The following is a 17,728-nucleotide window of genomic DNA, read 5'->3' on the forward strand; positions in this document are numbered from 1 at the left end:
AGCTGTATAATAAAATGTATAAGTCTATTTCATAAAGCTAACTTCATGAAATAAGTTTTATAAAATAAGTTTTATAACTTTTTGATACGCATTGCCGCACTTACATTGTAATATTAAATTTGTATCTAAAGATCTAAGGTACGCCATCGGTGTGACCGATCGGCCACATTGGTTCTAAATAGGCTTCACTTCTGAAATAGCTGGTTGTGAATGCGTCTATATTCAACTAGCTAAAGTATAGGTCGGTATGTAGGCGTTAAGAGATAGTTATATGTAACAAAACCGTCATATAACTATATGCTTGCGATACTCTACTTGTTGCGACCAGCATGAAGGGGAGCCACCCATGACATTACGACATAACACAACAATCCTTATGGCGAGCGCCGCAAGCGCTCTAATCGTCTTCCATGGCGCCGCCCGGGCGGACGATACGGCCGATGAAATTCGCTTGCTCAAGGCGCAGCTGAAGAAGCTCGAAGAGAAGGTCAACGAGCAGGCGCGCAAGCAGAAAGAAACTCAGGTTCAGATCCGAAACGTCGCGGCGCAGCAGCGCCGCCAGCTCCGCCGCCGGGCGCGCCCTATGGAGCGGTCCCCGCGGTTGCGTTGGCGCGCTTGGCGGCGCCCCGCAGCAGGGCCTCACGGCGACGGAATCCGGAATTCGCGGCCTACCGGCGGCGGGTTCGCCGAGCCTTTACGTAAATGGCGTCAGCATCACGCCCGGCGGCTTCCTAGCACTGGAAAGCGTTTTCCGAAGCCGCTTCATCGGCGCGGATATCGGCACGCCCTATCAGAACATTCCCTACTATAATACTCGCACGGGCTACGCCAATGAATTTCGTTTCAGCGCCCGCCAGAGTCGCGCCTCGCTGCTTGTCCAAGGCGACGCCACGCCCACGACGCATCTAGCCGGTTATGGCGAGTTCGACTTCCTCGGCGCGGCTCAAACCGCCAATTCAAATGAGAGCAACTCATACCAGCTTCGCGTCAGGCACCTCTATGCGACAGTCGACGACGATTATTGGGGCCTGCATGTTCTCGCCGGTCAGAATTGGTCCCTGCTGACGATGAACACCAAGGGCATACTGCCGCGCCAGGAGGACATTCCTCTGACGATCGACGCGCAATACGTTCCGGGTTTCGCCTGGGCGCGCCAGCCGCAGATCCGGTTCGTTAAGGATTTCGACAGGACATTCTGGGCGGGCCTGTCGCTGGAAAACCCCACGACCAACGCCCCCGGCTGCTCGGCGTTTGGAACGGTTACGGTCTCCTGCTCTCAGGCGGGGCCATGGGTGAACAGCGTGCCGACGGCCGGGGCCACGGCTCCTCTGCCTCCGTCGCTGGTCTTTGGCGTTCCCGCCGGAGTTGGCGGATCGCTGTTCAACTCGGGCAATGCAATATCGCTCAATCGCATCCCGGATGTCATCGCCAAGGTCGCCTGGGACCCGAAATTTGACGATCGCACCGTGCATATGGAGACCTTTGGCCTCTTTCGCGATTTCTATAGCCAGATCTACAACGCAAACCGTGACGTGCCCGGCTGGGGCTATGGAGGCTCCATTCTGCTGCCTTTGGTGCCTAAGACGCTGGACCTTCAGTTCTCCGGCATGATCGGCCGCGGCATCGGACGCTATGGGACCTCGCAGTTTCCCGACGTGACCTTCAACTGGAACGGCTCGATTTCGCCTCTCCAGCAAACCATGCTTCTCGGCGGCTTAATCTGGCACGCCTTCCCGCAGCTCGACGTCTATACCTATGCGGGCGAGGAATTCCAAAAGCCGAGCTACAGCATAATCAACTTTAACGGGACGGCTTCGGCCTATGGCTGGGGCAATCCGCTTTACACGAATTTTGGATGCTCGAACGAAGGCGCCATCACCAGCCCCACCGCTCCGGTCTGCAATGGCAACATGAAACTGGTCCGGCAAATCACGGCCGGTTTGTGGGATAAGCTCTATGATGGTCCCTTCGGCAGCCTGCGGGTGGGCCTCCAATATTCCTACACGCAGAAATATTCATTCCAAGGCGAAGGCGGAGGGGCGAAGACCGAGGACAGCATGTTCTTGACCAGCTTGCGCTACTATCCGTTCACACCCTAAGCCACTGCCTAATTGGACGAAAGCTAATCGAAAGTTCAGGGGTCAAGCAAGTGTCAGCCGTCGGGTCGCCTGAACATGCGCGTCTTCTTGTCGTCGAAGACGAGCCAAGGATGGCGTGGGAGATCGCGGCGGAATTGGAGAGCCTCGGCTATCTCGTGCGCGTCGCCGCGACAGAGACGGCCGGGCTCGAAGCCGCGCGCTCCGAAGGGGCCGAGCTTCTGATCGTCGATCGAATGCTCTCGGGCGTGGACAGCCTGTCCATGATCGAGACGCTGCGAAGCGAAGGCATTCAGATTCCAGTGCTCGTGGTCAGCGCCCTCGCCACGGTCGATGAGCGGATCCGTGGGCTGAAGGCAGGCGGCGACGACTATCTCACCAAGCCATTCGCGATGGGCGAGCTCGCCGCGCGCATTGAATCCCTGCTGCGCCGATCGAGCGGCGCCCGCGCCACGATCTTGCGCGTCGGGCCGCTCGAGATGGATCTGATCGAGCGCAGCGCATCTCGAGGGCAGCGCGTTCTCGACCTGTTGCCGACAGAGTTCAAGTTGTTGGAATATCTTATGCGCCATGCCGGCCAGACAGTGACCCGATCCATGCTCCTTGAGGACGTCTGGCACTATCGCTTTGCTCCACAAACGAATTTGGTCGACGTGCACATTGGCAAATTGCGGCGCAAAGTGGACGGGCCAGGCGAACCCCCGCTGATACGCAGCATACGCCGCTCCGGTTTCATGCTTGATGTGGATAATTGAGCTTTTCAGGAGCGCGACATTTCGTCTGGCTGTCCTGTTCGCGCTCGCCGTGTCAGCCTCGACCTCCGTGGTCTTCTTGTTCATCTACTGGCAGGTGGCCACGTTTGACGTCAAACGGGTGGACGTCCGGCTGGTCGACGAAGTCGCCAAGGCCGTCAACGATCCCGAAGACCAGGTCAGGCGCGAACTCGAGTTGCGGTTGACGGGCGATTTACGGCGGCTCGATTACGCCGCGCTTTTCGACAAAGACGGCAGGCTTATTTACGGCAATGTCGCCGTCTTGCCAAAGGGGCTCCCCATCGACGGGGCGGCGCATGCCGTGGACACCCTCCCGCTCGGCTCCATGGATGCAGCGACCGAGCCCGCCGTCATGGTCGCCGGCCGGCGATCGGATGGCGGCGTTGTGCTCCTCGGCCGCGGCCTCTACGAAGTTTACGCCCTACGGCGGCTCGTTGTTGAAGCGCTGGCGCTCGGCATAGCGCCGACGATCGTGCTGGCGCTCATCATAGGGACGATATTCAGCCTGCGCAGCGCCCGACGCCTCAAGGCCATCAACCAGACGATCATGCAAATCATGCAAGGCGATCTGAATGAGCGGCTGCCCATCCGCAGCAAGCCGGATGATCTCGACTATGTCGCAAGCGCCGTCAATCTCATGCTCGACGAGATTGTCCGGCTCCTCGCCCAGATCAAGAGCGTGGGCGACAACATTGCTCACGATCTGCGCACGCCGCTCGCGATCATGCGCGCCCAGCTGGAGCGCGGCCTAGCCGCCTACTCGGACAAGGAGCTGCGCATGGCTTCGGAGCGCGCGCTGAAGGAGCTCGATCATGCGCTCGCCACAGTCACGGCGCTTCTGCGAATCTCGGAGATCGAATTTGGACGCCGGCGCGGCGCATTCGCACGCGTCGACCTCACCGACGTCTGCAAGAATGCGTTCGAGCTCTATGAGCCTTTGGCCGAAGCCAAGTCGATTGCCTTCACTCTGGAAGCGCCGGCGCCGCTTTCCTTCGTCGGCGATTTCGACCTTTTGGTTGAAGCGGTGGCCAATCTCATCGACAACGCTATTAAATTCACGCCGAGAGGGGGCGCAGTCCGCGTCGCCGCGAAAGCAATCGCGGGCCGGCCAGTCATTCGCGTCTCGGACACAGGGCCCGGAATAGCGCCCAGTGAACGAAGCGATATTTTCAAACGGTTCTACCGCTCGGAAAACTCCCGGCACATTCCCGGCACCGGCCTCGGCTTGAGCATGGCGGCCGCGATCGCCAATCTCCACAGGCTCGATCTTCGCGTCGAAGACAATAATCCGGGCGCCGTTTTTGAGATTTCACTTCGCTAGCTGTCGTCGATGCGCTGAACAAGTCCGGCGACCATCTGATCAGGCTACGTCGTCCGCGTCATGAATTGCAGTCGTGCAAACACCAGCTTGATGGTGAGCGGCGCCCACTTGTGGGGAGGACGATCTCATTGGATCGGATTTCGCCTGGTTGTTGAGCTTCATTTCGCAAAACCCGATCTTGCGCCAAATTCATCCATGAATTTACTTTCATAAAATAAAATATATGAAAAATATTTTAAATAATAGCTATGTAATAGCGACAGACAAGCGCCTATATTACTTACGTTGGCTCAAGACGTTATAAGTGTATGCGTCGGCTCGACGGGATCACGGAGCATGTCATGGCTATTTTAATGCACAACGCGGCCACGAGGCATAAGGCGCGCAAGATCGGGTTTGCCGCTATCGTCCTAATCGCCTCGGTCGGCGCGGTCGCCGCGCAGGGCCGTCAGCCTCCTCGCCCCGACCAATATTACGGCCTTTATCCAAACCAGGATCAAGACCATGGCTTGGCCCTTTCACGTTGGGACCGCGCTCGCTTTGACCGCTCGGGAACGCGCGGCCGCGAGGGCCTCGGCGCCGCTCCCCTCCGTCCTGAAGGGCCAGGCAACGTAGCAGATTGACTTTCACCCAGGGCCTTCGCGCGCGATGCAAGCTCGCAAACGTTGTGATTAAACCCCGTCCGCCTCGGGAACCAGTCCAAGAACGCGCGCAAAGGGACGATCACGCAGTCTGCCAATGCGGATAATGTAATTAGTTGCGCGATAACGACTGTCTCGAACAGCGTAGAGTGAAGTGACGAACAGGATGACCGAAATTGCAGTTCTTTCGGCTCCCTGCGTCCTGTCTCGGTTTGGCCCATCCTCAACATGCGCCGCGCGTCCAGGAGCTTTCGATTCGTAGAGGTCACATGCCCGCGGCGCCGAGCGGCCTCGTTTACGGACCGCCGCGTGGCCCCCGTCCCGGCATTCCCGACTTTACGGTTCAATATGGTTATGTCGCGAACCCAGGCATAGCGAGCGGCGGCTTCGGGACCATGCTTCAGGGGCAGAATCCCGCGGCGGCCGCCATTCCCTGATCCGGCCTATCTTCATTGGTCGGGCACACCGTTGGCGCCGCGATCACCGTAGCTTGTACTTTCCATCGGCGGCGCTGCGAACACATGTAGCAGCAGATGCCTCCGGTAACCACGCGCCAATACGGCATACGCAATGTGGACTCCGGCTGGACACGCGAGCTGTTGCTCGTCAGACAGTTACGATCGCAAGGCCTTCGATGCGTTGGGAACGCGCGGCTGAATGGACTTCGGCGCTGATCCAGCTCATCCTGAGGGTCCCGCCAAGCTGTCATTCCAACTCGTCCTCTGCCTCTCGCACTGCCAATCAGGAAATGCGGACATTTTTCGTCCGAGATGCGTTGCGTTGAGTCCAGCCAATCGATCCAATGTGATCGATCTACGTCGATGCAATTTCGCTAATGTAGGGTGGGTCGGCGCCGCTCCGCCTAATACACCCTCATGAGGCAATGCCGAGAACGGACCGACGATGTCCAAACTCTCAATACTAAAAAATATTTTATACTAGTGACATAAAAGCTACTATCGCGCAAAACGTAAGGCGATCGGCCGATTGCCGCTTGTGTGTAGCTGTATATATTTGTTCATCTATATGCGGAAGAGAGCATTTCGGCGCGGGGGCGCAAGCTCTCTTCCTACAAGAGCGATCACAATGCATAACGTTAAATTCAACCGAAGCGGCAAGACAAGTCTGCTGACTCTATGTCTGATCACAAGCGTGCTTAGCGCGAGCATAGCAGAAAACGCCAATGCGGCGGACCTGCCTGTGCCGCAGCCGACGCCAGAGCTTGCGGCAACCGACCCCATAAGCCAATATTTCGCGACCTGGATGGACCGCGCAAATGCGGCGCAGGCGAGCCAACCGCATTGGATGACTCCGATCACGACCGTGACGCCGCGGCTCGAGCAAGAGTTTAGATATGATCAATATCAAGAATTCCTGGCAAACGGCACGCAACTCAACAATTACTTCGCCGGCAAGGGGTTGGAGCTGATTCCGACGACTACCAATGAAATTCTGATCAACGTTCCCCCTTTCGAGCAGCGCACCGACACCAGGACAACAACCGTCAAGCCTGCGACCGGCTTCGGCGACGGAAACTTCGTCACCATCAAGCAGCGGCTGCTCAGCGCCAACGAGGAAAACGGAAACTATATCCTCAGCGCGTTTCTTGGATTTCAGGCGCCAACCGGCATCACAGCCTTCACCAACAGGCCGGCTTGGGTTGTCACCCCCACGCTCGCAGGCGGGATCGGCTGGGGCGATTTCGACGTCCAGGGCACTATCGCGTATACGCTCCCGACGGACAATCAGCATATCGTCGGCACATCTCTGGTCAGCAGCTTGACCTTGCAATACCACTTATTTGATTATTTGTGGCCGGAATTCGCTTTCAACAACACTCTGTGGACCAGCGGCGAGCGCGCCAATAAGGACCAGCTGCTTGTGGGTCCCGGCATCATGTTTGGCCGCTTCCAGCTTTATGACCGCGTAAAGCTTAACTTCGGAGTCGCCTATCAAGTCGCGGTCGCGCCAGATCACGCTATATTAGCGCCTGAACTAGTTCCTCTGTATAATCATGCTTGGATCCTCAGTATGCGCATGACTTTTTGAAGGAGGCTTAGGCTAAGATCCGCCTGTGCTTAAACGATGGCTTGGACAACCGCTTCGGCGGATCGCAGCGCTGCATTGAGCGAAGCCGGTCTAAACGGTAGGGTGCGACAAATTTCGCCCTTACCAGACCGGTCCATCCACGTCGCTTGTCTTGTCCGAGGTTGCCTCTTTACAAAATGGCAGGATCGTTGTGACGTAGGCGCCTGTACGCCGCGGCCCTAAGCTTGATCCATTTGCGCCTCAACATTGCCCGGCGGGTCTAACGACGCTCGTCAGGCGCTAGCAGACGTCTGGCGGTCGCGATAAGCGCAGGCTGCGGTTGCCGGATCGGCGGGATAATTTCATAAACTGGCCAACCGCCGCCCAGCGCCTTGTAAAGAGCGACAAGCTGCTCCGCCGCCATCTGTCGCGTAACAACATGCTGTTGTTCCAGATCAAATTCCTGGCGTTCGGCGTCGAGGACATTTAGAAAATCCGTCAGGCCGCGATCATAGCGCTCGGACGCAAGCTTCGTGGCGCGCCGCGCAGCGGCAAGCGCGCGATCGAGGTCTTTCAGGCGGTCTTGCTCAGCCCTATACGAGGCGACCTCGTCGTCGACTTGCTGAACAGCGGCCAATATCGTCTGCTTGTAGGCGACCATGAGTTCATGAGCTTGAAGGTCGGCGATATCGACTTTCGCATCAAGCGCGCCGAAATCGAGAACTGGCCAATAGACAGACGGACCAAGCGAGCCAATCAAGGTGATAGGAACCGCCGAGGAGCTATGTGGTCCTCCTTGCGCACCTAGCGCGCCGCTCAGCGTCACGGTCGGAAAGAGGTCAGCCGTCGCCGCCCCAATACGGGCCGTCGCAGCAGCGAGGCGCCGCTCAGCCGACCGAATGTCGGGGCGCCGCCGCAATAGATCAACGGGCAAACCAATCGGAATATGCGCCGGAAGCGCTGGCATTAAACCTGGTCCCGAGAGCTCCTTGACTAGATCTTCGGGGAACTGACCGAGGAGAACCGCGATCACATGTTGGCTTGCAGCGATTTGAGCGCCGAGCGGCGGCACACTTGCCTGCAGCGTCGCCAATTGCCGCTGCGCTAAGGTTACGTCCATTTCATTGGTGAGTCCTCGCTCGAATCGCGTGCGGACGAGATCCAAGCTGCGCTGAGCCACCCCGATATTTTGCTGCAGGACGCCGACCTCCCTTTGAAGCGCGCGCATATCGATATAGGCGCGTGCAACATCGGCCGCGACTGTCACCAAGATCCAGTCGCGCGCTTCTGCGAGAGCTTCAGCGTCGTAAACCGCCGCCTCGAGTTCGCGTCGGAATTTGCCGAATATGTCCAGCTCCCAGGTGGCGTCAAAGCCTCCCACTCTATTAATTTTTTTCAGATTTGTTGAATTTTCGGCGGACCTCAATAATGGCGTCGCGCGGCCGCGCGTCAGATCCGTCCCGGTCCCGATCCCGCCGCCTGCGGTTCCTTCCAAGACAGGAAGGGCCTCGCTGGTGACCACGATCTCTTGCGTTCGCGCCTCTTGAAGCCGCGTCAACGCGATTTCTACGTCTGGATTGGCTCCAATTGCACGAACGATGAGCGCATCGAGTTCCGGATCATGCAGCGCTCGCCACCATTCAGCGAGATCCGCAGTCGAGCTCTGTGATGAGTTTGACGAAAATCCAGTAGAATGAAGGAAGCCGTCGGGCACCGGCGTCTCGGGCACATGGTAGTCTGGTCCTACGGCGCACGCAGCTAACCCGGCGGCCAGCCCAAGCGAACCCAGCCAAATCCATTTACTCACGACTGCATTCCCACTTCGGCCGCTTTGTGCGGAGCGTTTCACTGGGCCGCCGATACGTGGGCGCGCCCCTTATCGATTTCGTTTATTTGGACCTTTTGGCCGGACACGATTTGATTATTCAGATTAAGGGCGACTTTGTCGCCAACAGTCAGGCCAGATCCAATATCGACGACGGGGCCATCATCGCGGACAATTGTTACATCTTTGAAAGTAATCATACCCTCATCGTCAACGACGGCGATTTGCGGGCCGTTGGATCGAAACAAAAGCGCGGCCGCTGGAGCCTGGATTAGGCCATTGTTCGTGAGTCTGAAGCTGACCTGCACATACATACCGGGAACAAGCGCATGATCTGAATTGGGAATATCAATTTCGACGCGGAGGGTACGGGCCTCTGGGTTGATCGCTCGCGCGGTTCTCGTAACCTTGCCCTCGAAGCGCAGGGTCGGCTGATCGTTAGCTGTAATCGTAGCCGGCGAGTCGAGTTGCATCAGCTGCGCCGCTGTCCTTTGCGGCGCGTGGACGAAGACGCGCATCTGATTATCTTGCGAGATCCGATAGAGCGATGAAGTGGTTGTGGAGCTTCCGGCCGTGACAAGATCGCCAAGATCGATGCGCCGTTGGACTATGGCGCCGTCGAATGGAGCCCGGACGTCCTTGAACTGCGTCAGCGCCGAAAGACGGTCCACGTCGGCCTGGTTGAGCATGACTTGCGCTTGAGCCGCCTTAAGCTCGGCGACAGCTTCGGCGCTGCTTGCTTTGGTCGATTCGCGCTCCTGATCCGATACGACCCCCTTTGGTGAATCTCGCCAACGTTGATAGGTCGTTCTTGCAAACTCAGCCCGAGCCTGTTTGACGGCGACCTGAGCCTCGCTCACATTGAGCTTCGCTTTCGCGGCGACAAGCTCGGCGTCGAGCTCCGGCGTGTCTATCGTCGCGAGCAACTGTCCGTTTGCCACGTGATCGCCAATGTCGACCAGCCATTTCGCGACATAGCCGTTCACCCGGGCATAAATCGTGGTTTCGTACCAGGACGCGGTTTCGCCTGGAAGGACGAGTGGCTGCGTCGTGGGTGTTGCTACAACCGTGACCACGTCGACGCGCGGAACCTCCATTGCGTCTTGACTGTTCATTTGGGCCAAGCGCGCCGCGGAAATTGCTCTCTCGTGACGGACGAAGAGAAACGCGCCCGCCAAGGAAAGCGCCACTGCGGCGGCGAGAAATGACAATTTCCGTCCTACGCCAGGTCGGGCGGCGCCATCGCCGAATTCGCTTGAATCCTGCTCCGGTTTTTCCATAGGCGTCATGACTGGCTCTTGCTCGCCAAAAAATAATTGCCGAATAGCGTCAGGCTATTAGACCGCCGCGCCAAAAGCGCTAGGAATCGGCCCGGACTCGAACCCTGGAGCGAAGTATTTGATACGCTACCGGAACAAGAATCAAGGTCGCAAAAGTGGCGAAGAGGAGCCCGCCAATAACCGCACGCGCAAGAGGCGCGTTTTGTTCGCCGCCTTCCCCTATTCCCAGAGCCATAGGGATCATGCCCAAAATCATGGCGCCGGCTGTCATCAAGACCGGCCGAAGCCGTGTGTAGCCGGCGACGATAGCAGCGGTCGTCACGCCGACGCCGGCCTCCATCTGTTGATTGGCGAATGTGACGACGAGAATGCTGTTAGCCGCGGTCAACCCGATGCTCATCAAGGATCCCATCAATGCGGGAACGCTGAGATGCGTTCCCGTGAGAAACAGCATCCACATAACTCCCGCCAAGGCGAACGGGACGGCCGTAAGAACGATCAACGGATCGACCCAGCTCTGAAAATTCATGACTAGGATCAGATAGACGAGCACGACCGCCAGGGCGATTCCAGTAAACAGACCGTCATAACTTTCACGCATTGTTTCCACTTGCCCCCCGAGCGTTACAGTTACGGTGGTGGGCCGCTGATTTGCAGCTAGCGTCTTTTCGATATCCTCGGCCGCGGAGGCGAGGTCGCGCCCCTGTACGTCGGCGTTGACGTCGAAGACCGGTCTAATGTTGAGCTGTGAGGCGACCATTGGCAAGCTGACGGGTGCGAACTGCGCGATGTTCATGAGCAATACGCTCGGTCTCGTGCTGATTCCCGTAGTCACAGGCAGGGTCCAAAGATCGTGTGTCGAGTTCACGTGATACGTCGGCAGTTGGACTGCCAAAGGATAGCTAACGCTATTCGTCGGGTCGACCCAAAAATTCGGAAGGGTTTGAGCGCTCGAGTTCGTGGTTACGAGCACATTCCGGACGACCTCGTCTTGGTTTAAGCCGAGTTCCTGCGCAAGAGTCCGATCCACGTTGATCGCGAGCGCCGGCGCATCGGGCACTTGGAACACGTGCGAATCCGCGATACCAGGAATATGTTTGAGATCTCTCGAAATCTTCTGCGCGACCGCATAAGCATCGTCTGCGTTCGGCCCCGAAACCCGTATGTCGATGGGAGCCGGCTGCCCAAAGTTTAGTACCTGATTAACAATATCCGCGGGCTGGAAAAAGAATTGCAGCTCAGGAAACCGCCGGGGCAACTCGCGCCGCAAATCGGAGACATGGGCTGGCGTCGGACTGTGCTTTTTCTTGAGAGAAACGAGGATTTCTCCGTCCATCGTCCCTATCGTGGCCGAATCGCTTAAGGCGATATTGACGCCACTATAGGGCAGACCGATATTGTCGAGTATTGTATCGATCTGGTCTCGACCGACGATTTGGCGGACGGCGCTCTCGACCTCTGCAAAATAGCGCTGGGTGTCCTCGATTCTGGTCGCGGGCGGGGCCCGCACGTGAAGACGCATTTGGCCTGCGTCAACTTGCGGAAAAAAGTCTCTGCCGAGCTGAGAATATAGCGGCAAGGAACATCCGATCAAAAGGACGAAGAACGCGGTCGTCATGCGCGAATGTGCGACGCAAAAAATGACGCTGCCCTGATAGGCTTTGCGGAAGCGACTGAACCCAGCTTCAAATTTTTGATGACTGGCGCTGAGAGGATTGAGCCGCCAATTTAGGCCGCGGCCGGGCTGCCGATTTTGCCGATGATTCTCGACCGAAGAGCACATTAGATATTTGAATAAGACTGGAACCAATGTGAAAGACAGAACCAGGCTTGCGGCCAGCGATGCGCAGACCGAGAGAGACAAAGGCGAAAACAGATATTTGGCTGTGCCCTGAAGCAAAAACACTGGGACAAAGACGAGGCAGATGGAGACCGTCGAAAGCATCGTCGGAACGCTCACCTCGCTGCAAGCGGTCACGATGGCCTCAATCAATTGGTCACCCGACTTTACATGACGTTCGATGTTCTCGATGACGACCGTGCTATTATCGACCAGGATTCCAACGGCAAGCGCGAGGCCGCCGAGGGTCATCGTATTCAACGTCTGACCGCCAAGGTAAAGGACTAGAACTGCAGCGATCATTGAGAGTGGAATCGAGGCCAGAATGATCAGCGTCAGGCGCCAATTGCCGAGAAACAGCAGGATCATGAGCGCCGTCAATCCGGCGGCCATCATCCCGCCCATCAGCACGCTGTCGAGCGACGCCTTAACAAAAACCGATTGATCAAACAGAGCCTTGACGTTGACTTCCTTCGGAAGAAGTCTTCTGATTTCCGGCAGCGTGTTCTTCACGCCATCGACGACCGCGAGGGTCGATACGCCACCCGTCTTGCGGACCATCATCAATGCGCCCGGCTGACCATCGACGGCGACCGAATTGGTTTGAATCTGATAGCCGTCATGAACGTGAGCGACATCGCGTATGAAAATCACCCGGCCCGCCACCTCCTTCACCGGAAACTGATTTATGGCCGCGATCGTATCGGGGCTGCTGTTCATCGCTAGCATGTAGTCCCTGCTGCCGATTTTGACGTCTCCAGACGGGAGGATTACGTTTTGCTGTTGAATCACTTGGGCGATGTCGGAGGGGGATAACCCACGCGAATCGAGTGCTTGTTGATCAAGATCAACCATAATTACGCGGGGCTTTCCTCCATAGGGATAAGGAACTTCCGCCCCGTGTACGACTGCGAGATCCGGACGAATCGTGTTCTGGCCAAGATCGTTCAGCTTGGCGTCAGGTAAGGAGCCGCTCGAAAGGCTGAGTTGGATGATCGGCACGTCTGTCGCGCCGTATCGTAGAACCAGCGGCGGGGTAATATTTGGCGGCATATATTTAAGAACAACAAGGGCGCTGCTCGCCAATTGTGAAACCGCCCGCGTTACGTCCGCGCCTTCATGTAGGAAGACCTTCTCGACTCCGACGCCATAGTAGCTGGTGGCCTCGATGCGGCTGATGTCGTCGACGAGGGAGGCGAGTTGACGCTCGTGTATGGTGAGGACGCGGTTTTGTATATCGGCCGCGCTCATTCCGCTATAGGTCCACACAACGCTAACCACCGGGATGTTTATTTCTGGAAAAATATCGACCGGCATCCGCAGCGCGGCTCCTAAACCTAAGATGCACAAAAGCATCAGACCCGTGACCACGGTATAAGGGCGCTTGAGAACGTATGCGGTCAACGTCATTTAGAACACATCAATCCATTACTGTAGAAAAAGAGCCGGGATCGTCGCATGCCGCGTTAAAGCACCCATTTGCTTTAGTTCGGCATTTCTCCGCATATGGGAAGGTGAAGCAATTTCTAGAGACCGCTCTCATCACTTATGAGCATGGCAATACTGCCTTCGTAGTGGTTCTATTTGACGCAACTTCTAAGCGCTGCGCGTGTTTTTGGCGGTGGGTAGTAGGCCCGCTGAGGCACATACGGCGGGATACTCGCTATATGGCCAACTACAAAGACAACCAATATTTTATGCCCGAAAGACGCGTAGAGCGACACTAAAAGATAGTTTATTTGTTGTTTGGAGCAGCGAAAGACTGACGCACATGAGTGGCGTTTTTGTGCGGAACGAGCTTGAGGTCCGGCGCGGTGCGAAGCCGCTTCCGGCCGCCATCGCCCGCTAACATGCTTTGCAATCGCCTGAAGCGCGGCGTTCAAACGACTTCGCCGGCCGCCGGTAAATCCACGCGTCAACGCTATTCTTTTTCGACTCTTGGATGGCTCCGCTAGAGATCTCCAGGCACGTTGGAGATTTGCCATCGTGATTGCGTTTTAGCTAGCTGGTAGAAAGCTCCTCGGCGATCAATCAGATACATTGCCGGGACCTTCGGGGTGCGCCGGATCTGCCCCTAAACCCATTCGGCCACGCGCTCCTGATTCATCAAAGGCCTTGCGATCACAATCATCCAGTGAAGTGCAAAGCGGTTGGGTCTGGTAAGGTATATACTGCGGATATTCATATGCAGGCGGCCATACTGTAGAGTGTGCGGCGATGGAGTGGCGCTGATGTCCAAGAGGACCGTGCCATCGGCGCCCCGGCGCCGTGGGAGCTCTACGAGCTGAGCCGCTTCGCGTATGCAGCGCATGTCTCGGATAGGCGGCGCCGACGCTGCTCCACCACAGCACAAGTGACGCTGTGAGAGCGGCGAGTTGGGCGATCTTGCTTATCACAGCGTTCTCCCTAGTGGGGAATGGGCATCAACGTCTTCATCGCTGTTCTCGGGTCTTTTCGAGCTACGCGATGGCGGCCGCGCAGCTGCTCGACGAATATCCCGATATGGCCCCGGGCATTCACGACAAATGGAATTAGCATCCGAGCCTTCACAACCATGCATTCCCGAACGATCACAATTGGAAGGGACCCCGAGCCGAAGCCGCTAAACGTTCGTCTTGGTTCCGAGCCCCACATCCTGTTCTTGGTGGCAAAGTAGTATGTTCCAGAGTCAGGTAGTTATGCTCCATTATTGCTATGGCATAACATTGACAACATCATAGGGACATTGCTTTATATGTAAGCGTAGCGCCAGACAAAAACACGCTTTCAGTCTATATGTTGCATGAAAGTTTATTTATAATTGAGCACCCCCCTTGAGTTCCAATATGTAATGATGCCCATTGTCAGGATAGATTTGAATATGAGAAATCCTTTCCTGATCCGGTGCATCAGTTCAATGCCGGCGATGGTAATTGAAGCGCTCCGAAAACGCTTCAATCCAGGCATTGGACCCAATCGAAGTTTGATCGATCGGTGATCTTGCTCAATTTGCGGCGCTTGGGCATTGGGCGGAGCATGGAGAAGGGCTTAATGTGAGGCTCTGCGACAGCCTTGGAGCATTGGCCGGTAGGGAGTAGCGGGCAGGTCAATCTTGGCGGTTCTAGACGGGACATTGAGGGTCTGAGTGAAGCTCCGGCGGCGATAAGAAGGGAGGATAGGCCCAAGGATTGTCCTTGGGCCTAGCCTTGGGCGGATACAGAGGGTCAGGCGTTACGGGGCGCTGCGGGGCTTTTCGGCGCGATCGTCCTTCGCCGCTAAGCGTTTTGCAGCCTTTTCGTTGCTTTCCTCGTTTCGACGAAGGGCGGCGGGGCTTATCAGAGTTTCGCCGCTTGCGGTTTGCTGCTTAGCCCTTTTGTCGCCTGCTGCGGCGCCTTTTGCTTCGGCCTTAAGGTTATCGCGGCATAGGTTAAGGCGGTCCCGGTCCATGTAGCGAACCACCTTGCGGTCTTCGCGCCAAATACCAAGCATAATCCAGGAGATTTGGACGTAGTTGCCGTCACGTCTCTTGCTCTTCATTCGCACGTACTGAGGCCCTACCCCTCTCCTGACCCTACTATTCAAATACCACTGCATGGCAGGACCGTGGATGCCAAGCAATCGATCATAGTCCTCGGCAAAGCACGTGGCCACCTTCTCGCTTTTCACCAAGGGCGCAGCAACAACCGGTTGTCCGCCGTCTCGCGATAGTAGCATCGAGGCTGTGGCTGTGGGGCTGCCCCATTTACTCCCTCCCCCATGCGATCTCGACCGGACCGATCACGGAAATCCTTCCCGAGCTATCTTCGCGGCAGCGGCTCCAAATCCAGCCATCTTCAGGGGAGCGCCAAATTCCGCCTTGGAGATTGTGTGCATGAAGTGGTTCCCGAGCTTAACATAAAGCCAAAGGCGACCATTGGCGATCTGAAGGGCCATAGTTTCTGCTCCTCTATCGCCTAACAAGCTCCAACAGCCGTCATGCCTCGATGAGGCGGCAATTATGGCCAACGGTCAAGCTGGCTTAGAGGCGTCTTGGGGCGCAATAATGGGCAGTCTCGGGGCGCAATGCTTTTTGGGTGCTTCGCCAAGACATTGATTTTAATGAGCGTTAAGGCCTATCCAGTGGGTGGTGCCGCAAGAGGGATTCGAACCCCCGACCCCCTCATTACGAATGAGGTGCTCTACCAGCTGAGCTATTGCGGCATTGTTCGCCAAAAGAGAAACCGAGCCTGAATAGGCGTCACGTCTTAGCCGGGTCGACCAAGTTTCGCAACATCTCCTTATCCCTTCGAAGCGGAGCTCCAACCCGCCTCCGCCGATTCAAAAAAGCTGGGCGAGGCCGCGCGGCTTCGGGGTCTCGTCCTGTCCTGGATCGTCCGGCGCCGCGGGCAAAGGAAAAATGACATGTTCGCCTAACGATCTCTCATGTCCGGCAGGTTCGTCCACAGGAGATTCGGCCGCGACGCTCTCGACGGCGGAGGGCTGCTCGGCCGCCGCTTTAGGCTTCGGCGGCGAAAGCGCCTTCGCCTGCGCATCCTCGATCTGGGCAGGTGGCGGAGCAGACGCGGGAAGTGGCGTGAAGACGGCTTCTTCCGCCTCGACGCCGGCGCTCAAGCGCTCGACCGGCCTTTGCCAAACGAAGGCGTCGAGCCTGCCGGTGACCGGCGAGGCGGGCAGCCACTGGTCCGACACGATTCCATCGGCCACCCAGGCCGGATCATGCGGCGCGCGTGAGGCCCGCGCCAGCCATTCGCGCACATATCCTCCAGAGCCGTGCTCGGCCTCTTCCAGATCGGCCATGATGAGGCACATGCGGGTCGTCGGCCGCTCCCCCGCTTCGATCAAAGGCACCATGCTCTCTCGCGCGGCCTTGTAGTCGCCGGCCGCGATCGCCGTTTGCGCCACCGCGATTCTGCTTTCCGCATCCTTTGGCGCAAGCCGCAGGAGCGCGCGCGCCCTCGCCAAACGATCGGCGTTGGATTCGCCCGGGCGCAGATTGAGATAGATCTTGGCGAGATCCGGATGCGGCGCGAGCGGCCATGCGCTCTCGATCAATTTCGTGACCTTCCTGATCTCGCCCTTGCGGCTCAAAAGCCTGGCGGCGACGGCGAGGGCCGGAACGAGCCCGGGCTGGCGCTTGATCGCCGCGCGCGCGAGGCGAAGCGCTTCTTCCGGCTCCGTATCCGCCTTGTCGAGGGCGATCGCGGTTTCGAGCACGGCGCGCTGACGCTCGCGCGTGTTCTTGTCGACGAGCCTCGCCCCAACGCTGCTTTCGAGCGTCGCCAGGGCGCTTTGCCAATCCCCCGTCGCGGCGCGATGCTCGACGCCGGCTTTAGCCGTCCATGGCAAGGGCGCGATCTCATGCGCCGCGCTTGCGAAATGATGCGCCTTGTCCGTCTCGCCGCGCCGCTGCGCCTCGACATGCAGCCCGCGGAAGCCGAGGAGACGCGTGTCGCTGCGATGAGTCATTTCCTTGAAAGCGGCTTCCGCCTCGTTGGGCTCGTTCGAAAGCTGAGCAGCCTGGGCGCGGAGCAGCAATGTCAAAGGTTCGTGGCGAAGATATCTTTGCGCCTCCGCAGCCGATTTGCGCGCGAGCTCGGCGTCGCCGGCGCCGACGGCGATGATCCCGCGCGAAAGAGCAGCGTAGCCCTTGTCGCGGCGGCGGGACTGCGTCGCACCCGTCATCACTGAGGGAAGGCGAAAGGAGAAGCGCAAAAGGCTCCAGAGGAACAGGAGGGCGGCGGCGATGGCGAGCACGACGCCGACCCCGACCAGGACTGAAGTCTCGACCCTGTAGCCTTGCCAGGTCAGGACGATCTCCCCCGGCCGGTCGATAAGCCAGGCCTCGGAGAAGGCCAAGGCGATCAGGAGAAGGAAGAACAAAAGGACCCGGATCATGTTTCTCTCGTCGAGGACTGGGTTTTCAGATCTCGGCTTTCGGATTTCGT

Annotated in this window: 12 protein-coding genes, 1 tRNA gene and 1 pseudogene; 6 read left to right on the top strand and 8 right to left on the bottom strand. The window is 57.6% G+C overall.

What is annotated here, in order from left to right; all coding sequences use genetic code 11:
* Positions 1 to 397: 397 nt before the first annotated feature.
* Positions 398 to 643: a hypothetical protein gene (locus RZS28_RS03505; protein ID WP_407339822.1), complete on the bottom strand. Its 246-nt coding sequence runs from the start codon at positions 641 to 643 to the stop codon at positions 398 to 400.
* A gap of 424 nt (positions 644 to 1,067) precedes the next feature.
* Here RZS28_RS03505 and RZS28_RS03510 point away from each other — a divergent pair, with 424 nt between their 5' ends.
* The 6 genes from RZS28_RS03510 (at position 1,068) to RZS28_RS03535 (ending at position 6,880) form a co-directional block, all read left to right on the top strand.
* Complete coding sequence (locus RZS28_RS03510; RefSeq protein ID WP_407339823.1) at positions 1,068 to 2,099, top strand: hypothetical protein; 1,032 nt, start codon at positions 1,068 to 1,070, stop codon at positions 2,097 to 2,099.
* A 110-nt stretch (positions 2,100 to 2,209) separates the two neighbouring features.
* The gene (locus RZS28_RS03515; protein WP_407339824.1) at positions 2,210 to 2,851 is read left to right on the top strand and encodes a response regulator transcription factor; all 642 of its coding nucleotides are present in this window, start codon (positions 2,210 to 2,212) and stop codon (positions 2,849 to 2,851) included.
* Entirely contained in the window at positions 2,838 to 4,190 is a 1,353-nt protein-coding gene (locus RZS28_RS03520; RefSeq protein WP_407341033.1) for an ATP-binding protein, read from the top strand. The genes RZS28_RS03515 and RZS28_RS03520 overlap by 14 nt, the downstream gene beginning before the upstream one ends.
* Positions 4,191 to 4,531: 341 nt before the next feature.
* Positions 4,532 to 4,813: a hypothetical protein gene (locus RZS28_RS03525; protein WP_407339825.1), complete on the top strand. Its 282-nt coding sequence runs from the start codon at positions 4,532 to 4,534 to the stop codon at positions 4,811 to 4,813.
* A 287-nt stretch (positions 4,814 to 5,100) separates the two neighbouring features.
* Positions 5,101 to 5,268, top strand: coding sequence for a hypothetical protein (locus tag RZS28_RS03530; protein WP_407339826.1), 168 nt, complete (start codon positions 5,101 to 5,103; stop codon positions 5,266 to 5,268).
* A 763-nt stretch (positions 5,269 to 6,031) separates the two neighbouring features.
* A complete protein-coding gene (locus RZS28_RS03535; RefSeq protein ID WP_407339827.1) occupies positions 6,032 to 6,880 on the top strand; it encodes a hypothetical protein in 849 nt (282 codons plus the stop codon).
* A gap of 259 nt (positions 6,881 to 7,139) precedes the next feature.
* On the opposite strand, the gene RZS28_RS03540 is transcribed toward RZS28_RS03535, so the two are convergent.
* The 7 genes and pseudogenes from RZS28_RS03540 to RZS28_RS03570 form a co-directional block, all read right to left on the bottom strand.
* Complete coding sequence (locus RZS28_RS03540) at positions 7,140 to 8,666, bottom strand: efflux transporter outer membrane subunit (protein ID WP_407339828.1); 1,527 nt, start codon at positions 8,664 to 8,666, stop codon at positions 7,140 to 7,142.
* Positions 8,667 to 8,704: 38 nt separating this feature from the next.
* Positions 8,705 to 9,973, bottom strand: coding sequence for an efflux RND transporter periplasmic adaptor subunit (locus tag RZS28_RS03545; RefSeq protein ID WP_407339829.1), 1,269 nt, complete (start codon positions 9,971 to 9,973; stop codon positions 8,705 to 8,707).
* Between the two features lie 70 nt (positions 9,974 to 10,043).
* Entirely contained in the window at positions 10,044 to 13,214 is a 3,171-nt protein-coding gene (locus RZS28_RS03550) for an efflux RND transporter permease subunit (protein WP_407339830.1), read from the bottom strand.
* A gap of 1,380 nt (positions 13,215 to 14,594) precedes the next feature.
* A pseudogene (locus RZS28_RS03555) lies at positions 14,595 to 14,792 on the bottom strand (DDE-type integrase/transposase/recombinase); the annotation flags it as partial.
* 222 nt (positions 14,793 to 15,014) lie between these two features.
* Complete coding sequence (locus RZS28_RS03560) at positions 15,015 to 15,320, bottom strand: hypothetical protein (RefSeq protein ID WP_407339831.1); 306 nt, start codon at positions 15,318 to 15,320, stop codon at positions 15,015 to 15,017.
* A 587-nt stretch (positions 15,321 to 15,907) separates the two neighbouring features.
* Positions 15,908 to 15,983 (bottom strand) — tRNA-Thr (locus RZS28_RS03565).
* Between the two features lie 117 nt (positions 15,984 to 16,100).
* A complete protein-coding gene (locus tag RZS28_RS03570) occupies positions 16,101 to 17,678 on the bottom strand; it encodes a heme biosynthesis protein HemY (RefSeq protein ID WP_407339832.1) in 1,578 nt (525 codons plus the stop codon).
* Positions 17,679 to 17,728 lie beyond the last annotated feature (50 nt).

Source organism: Methylocapsa polymorpha (genome assembly GCF_045689225.1).
Classification (GTDB): Bacteria; Pseudomonadota; Alphaproteobacteria; order Rhizobiales; family Beijerinckiaceae; genus Methylocapsa; species Methylocapsa polymorpha.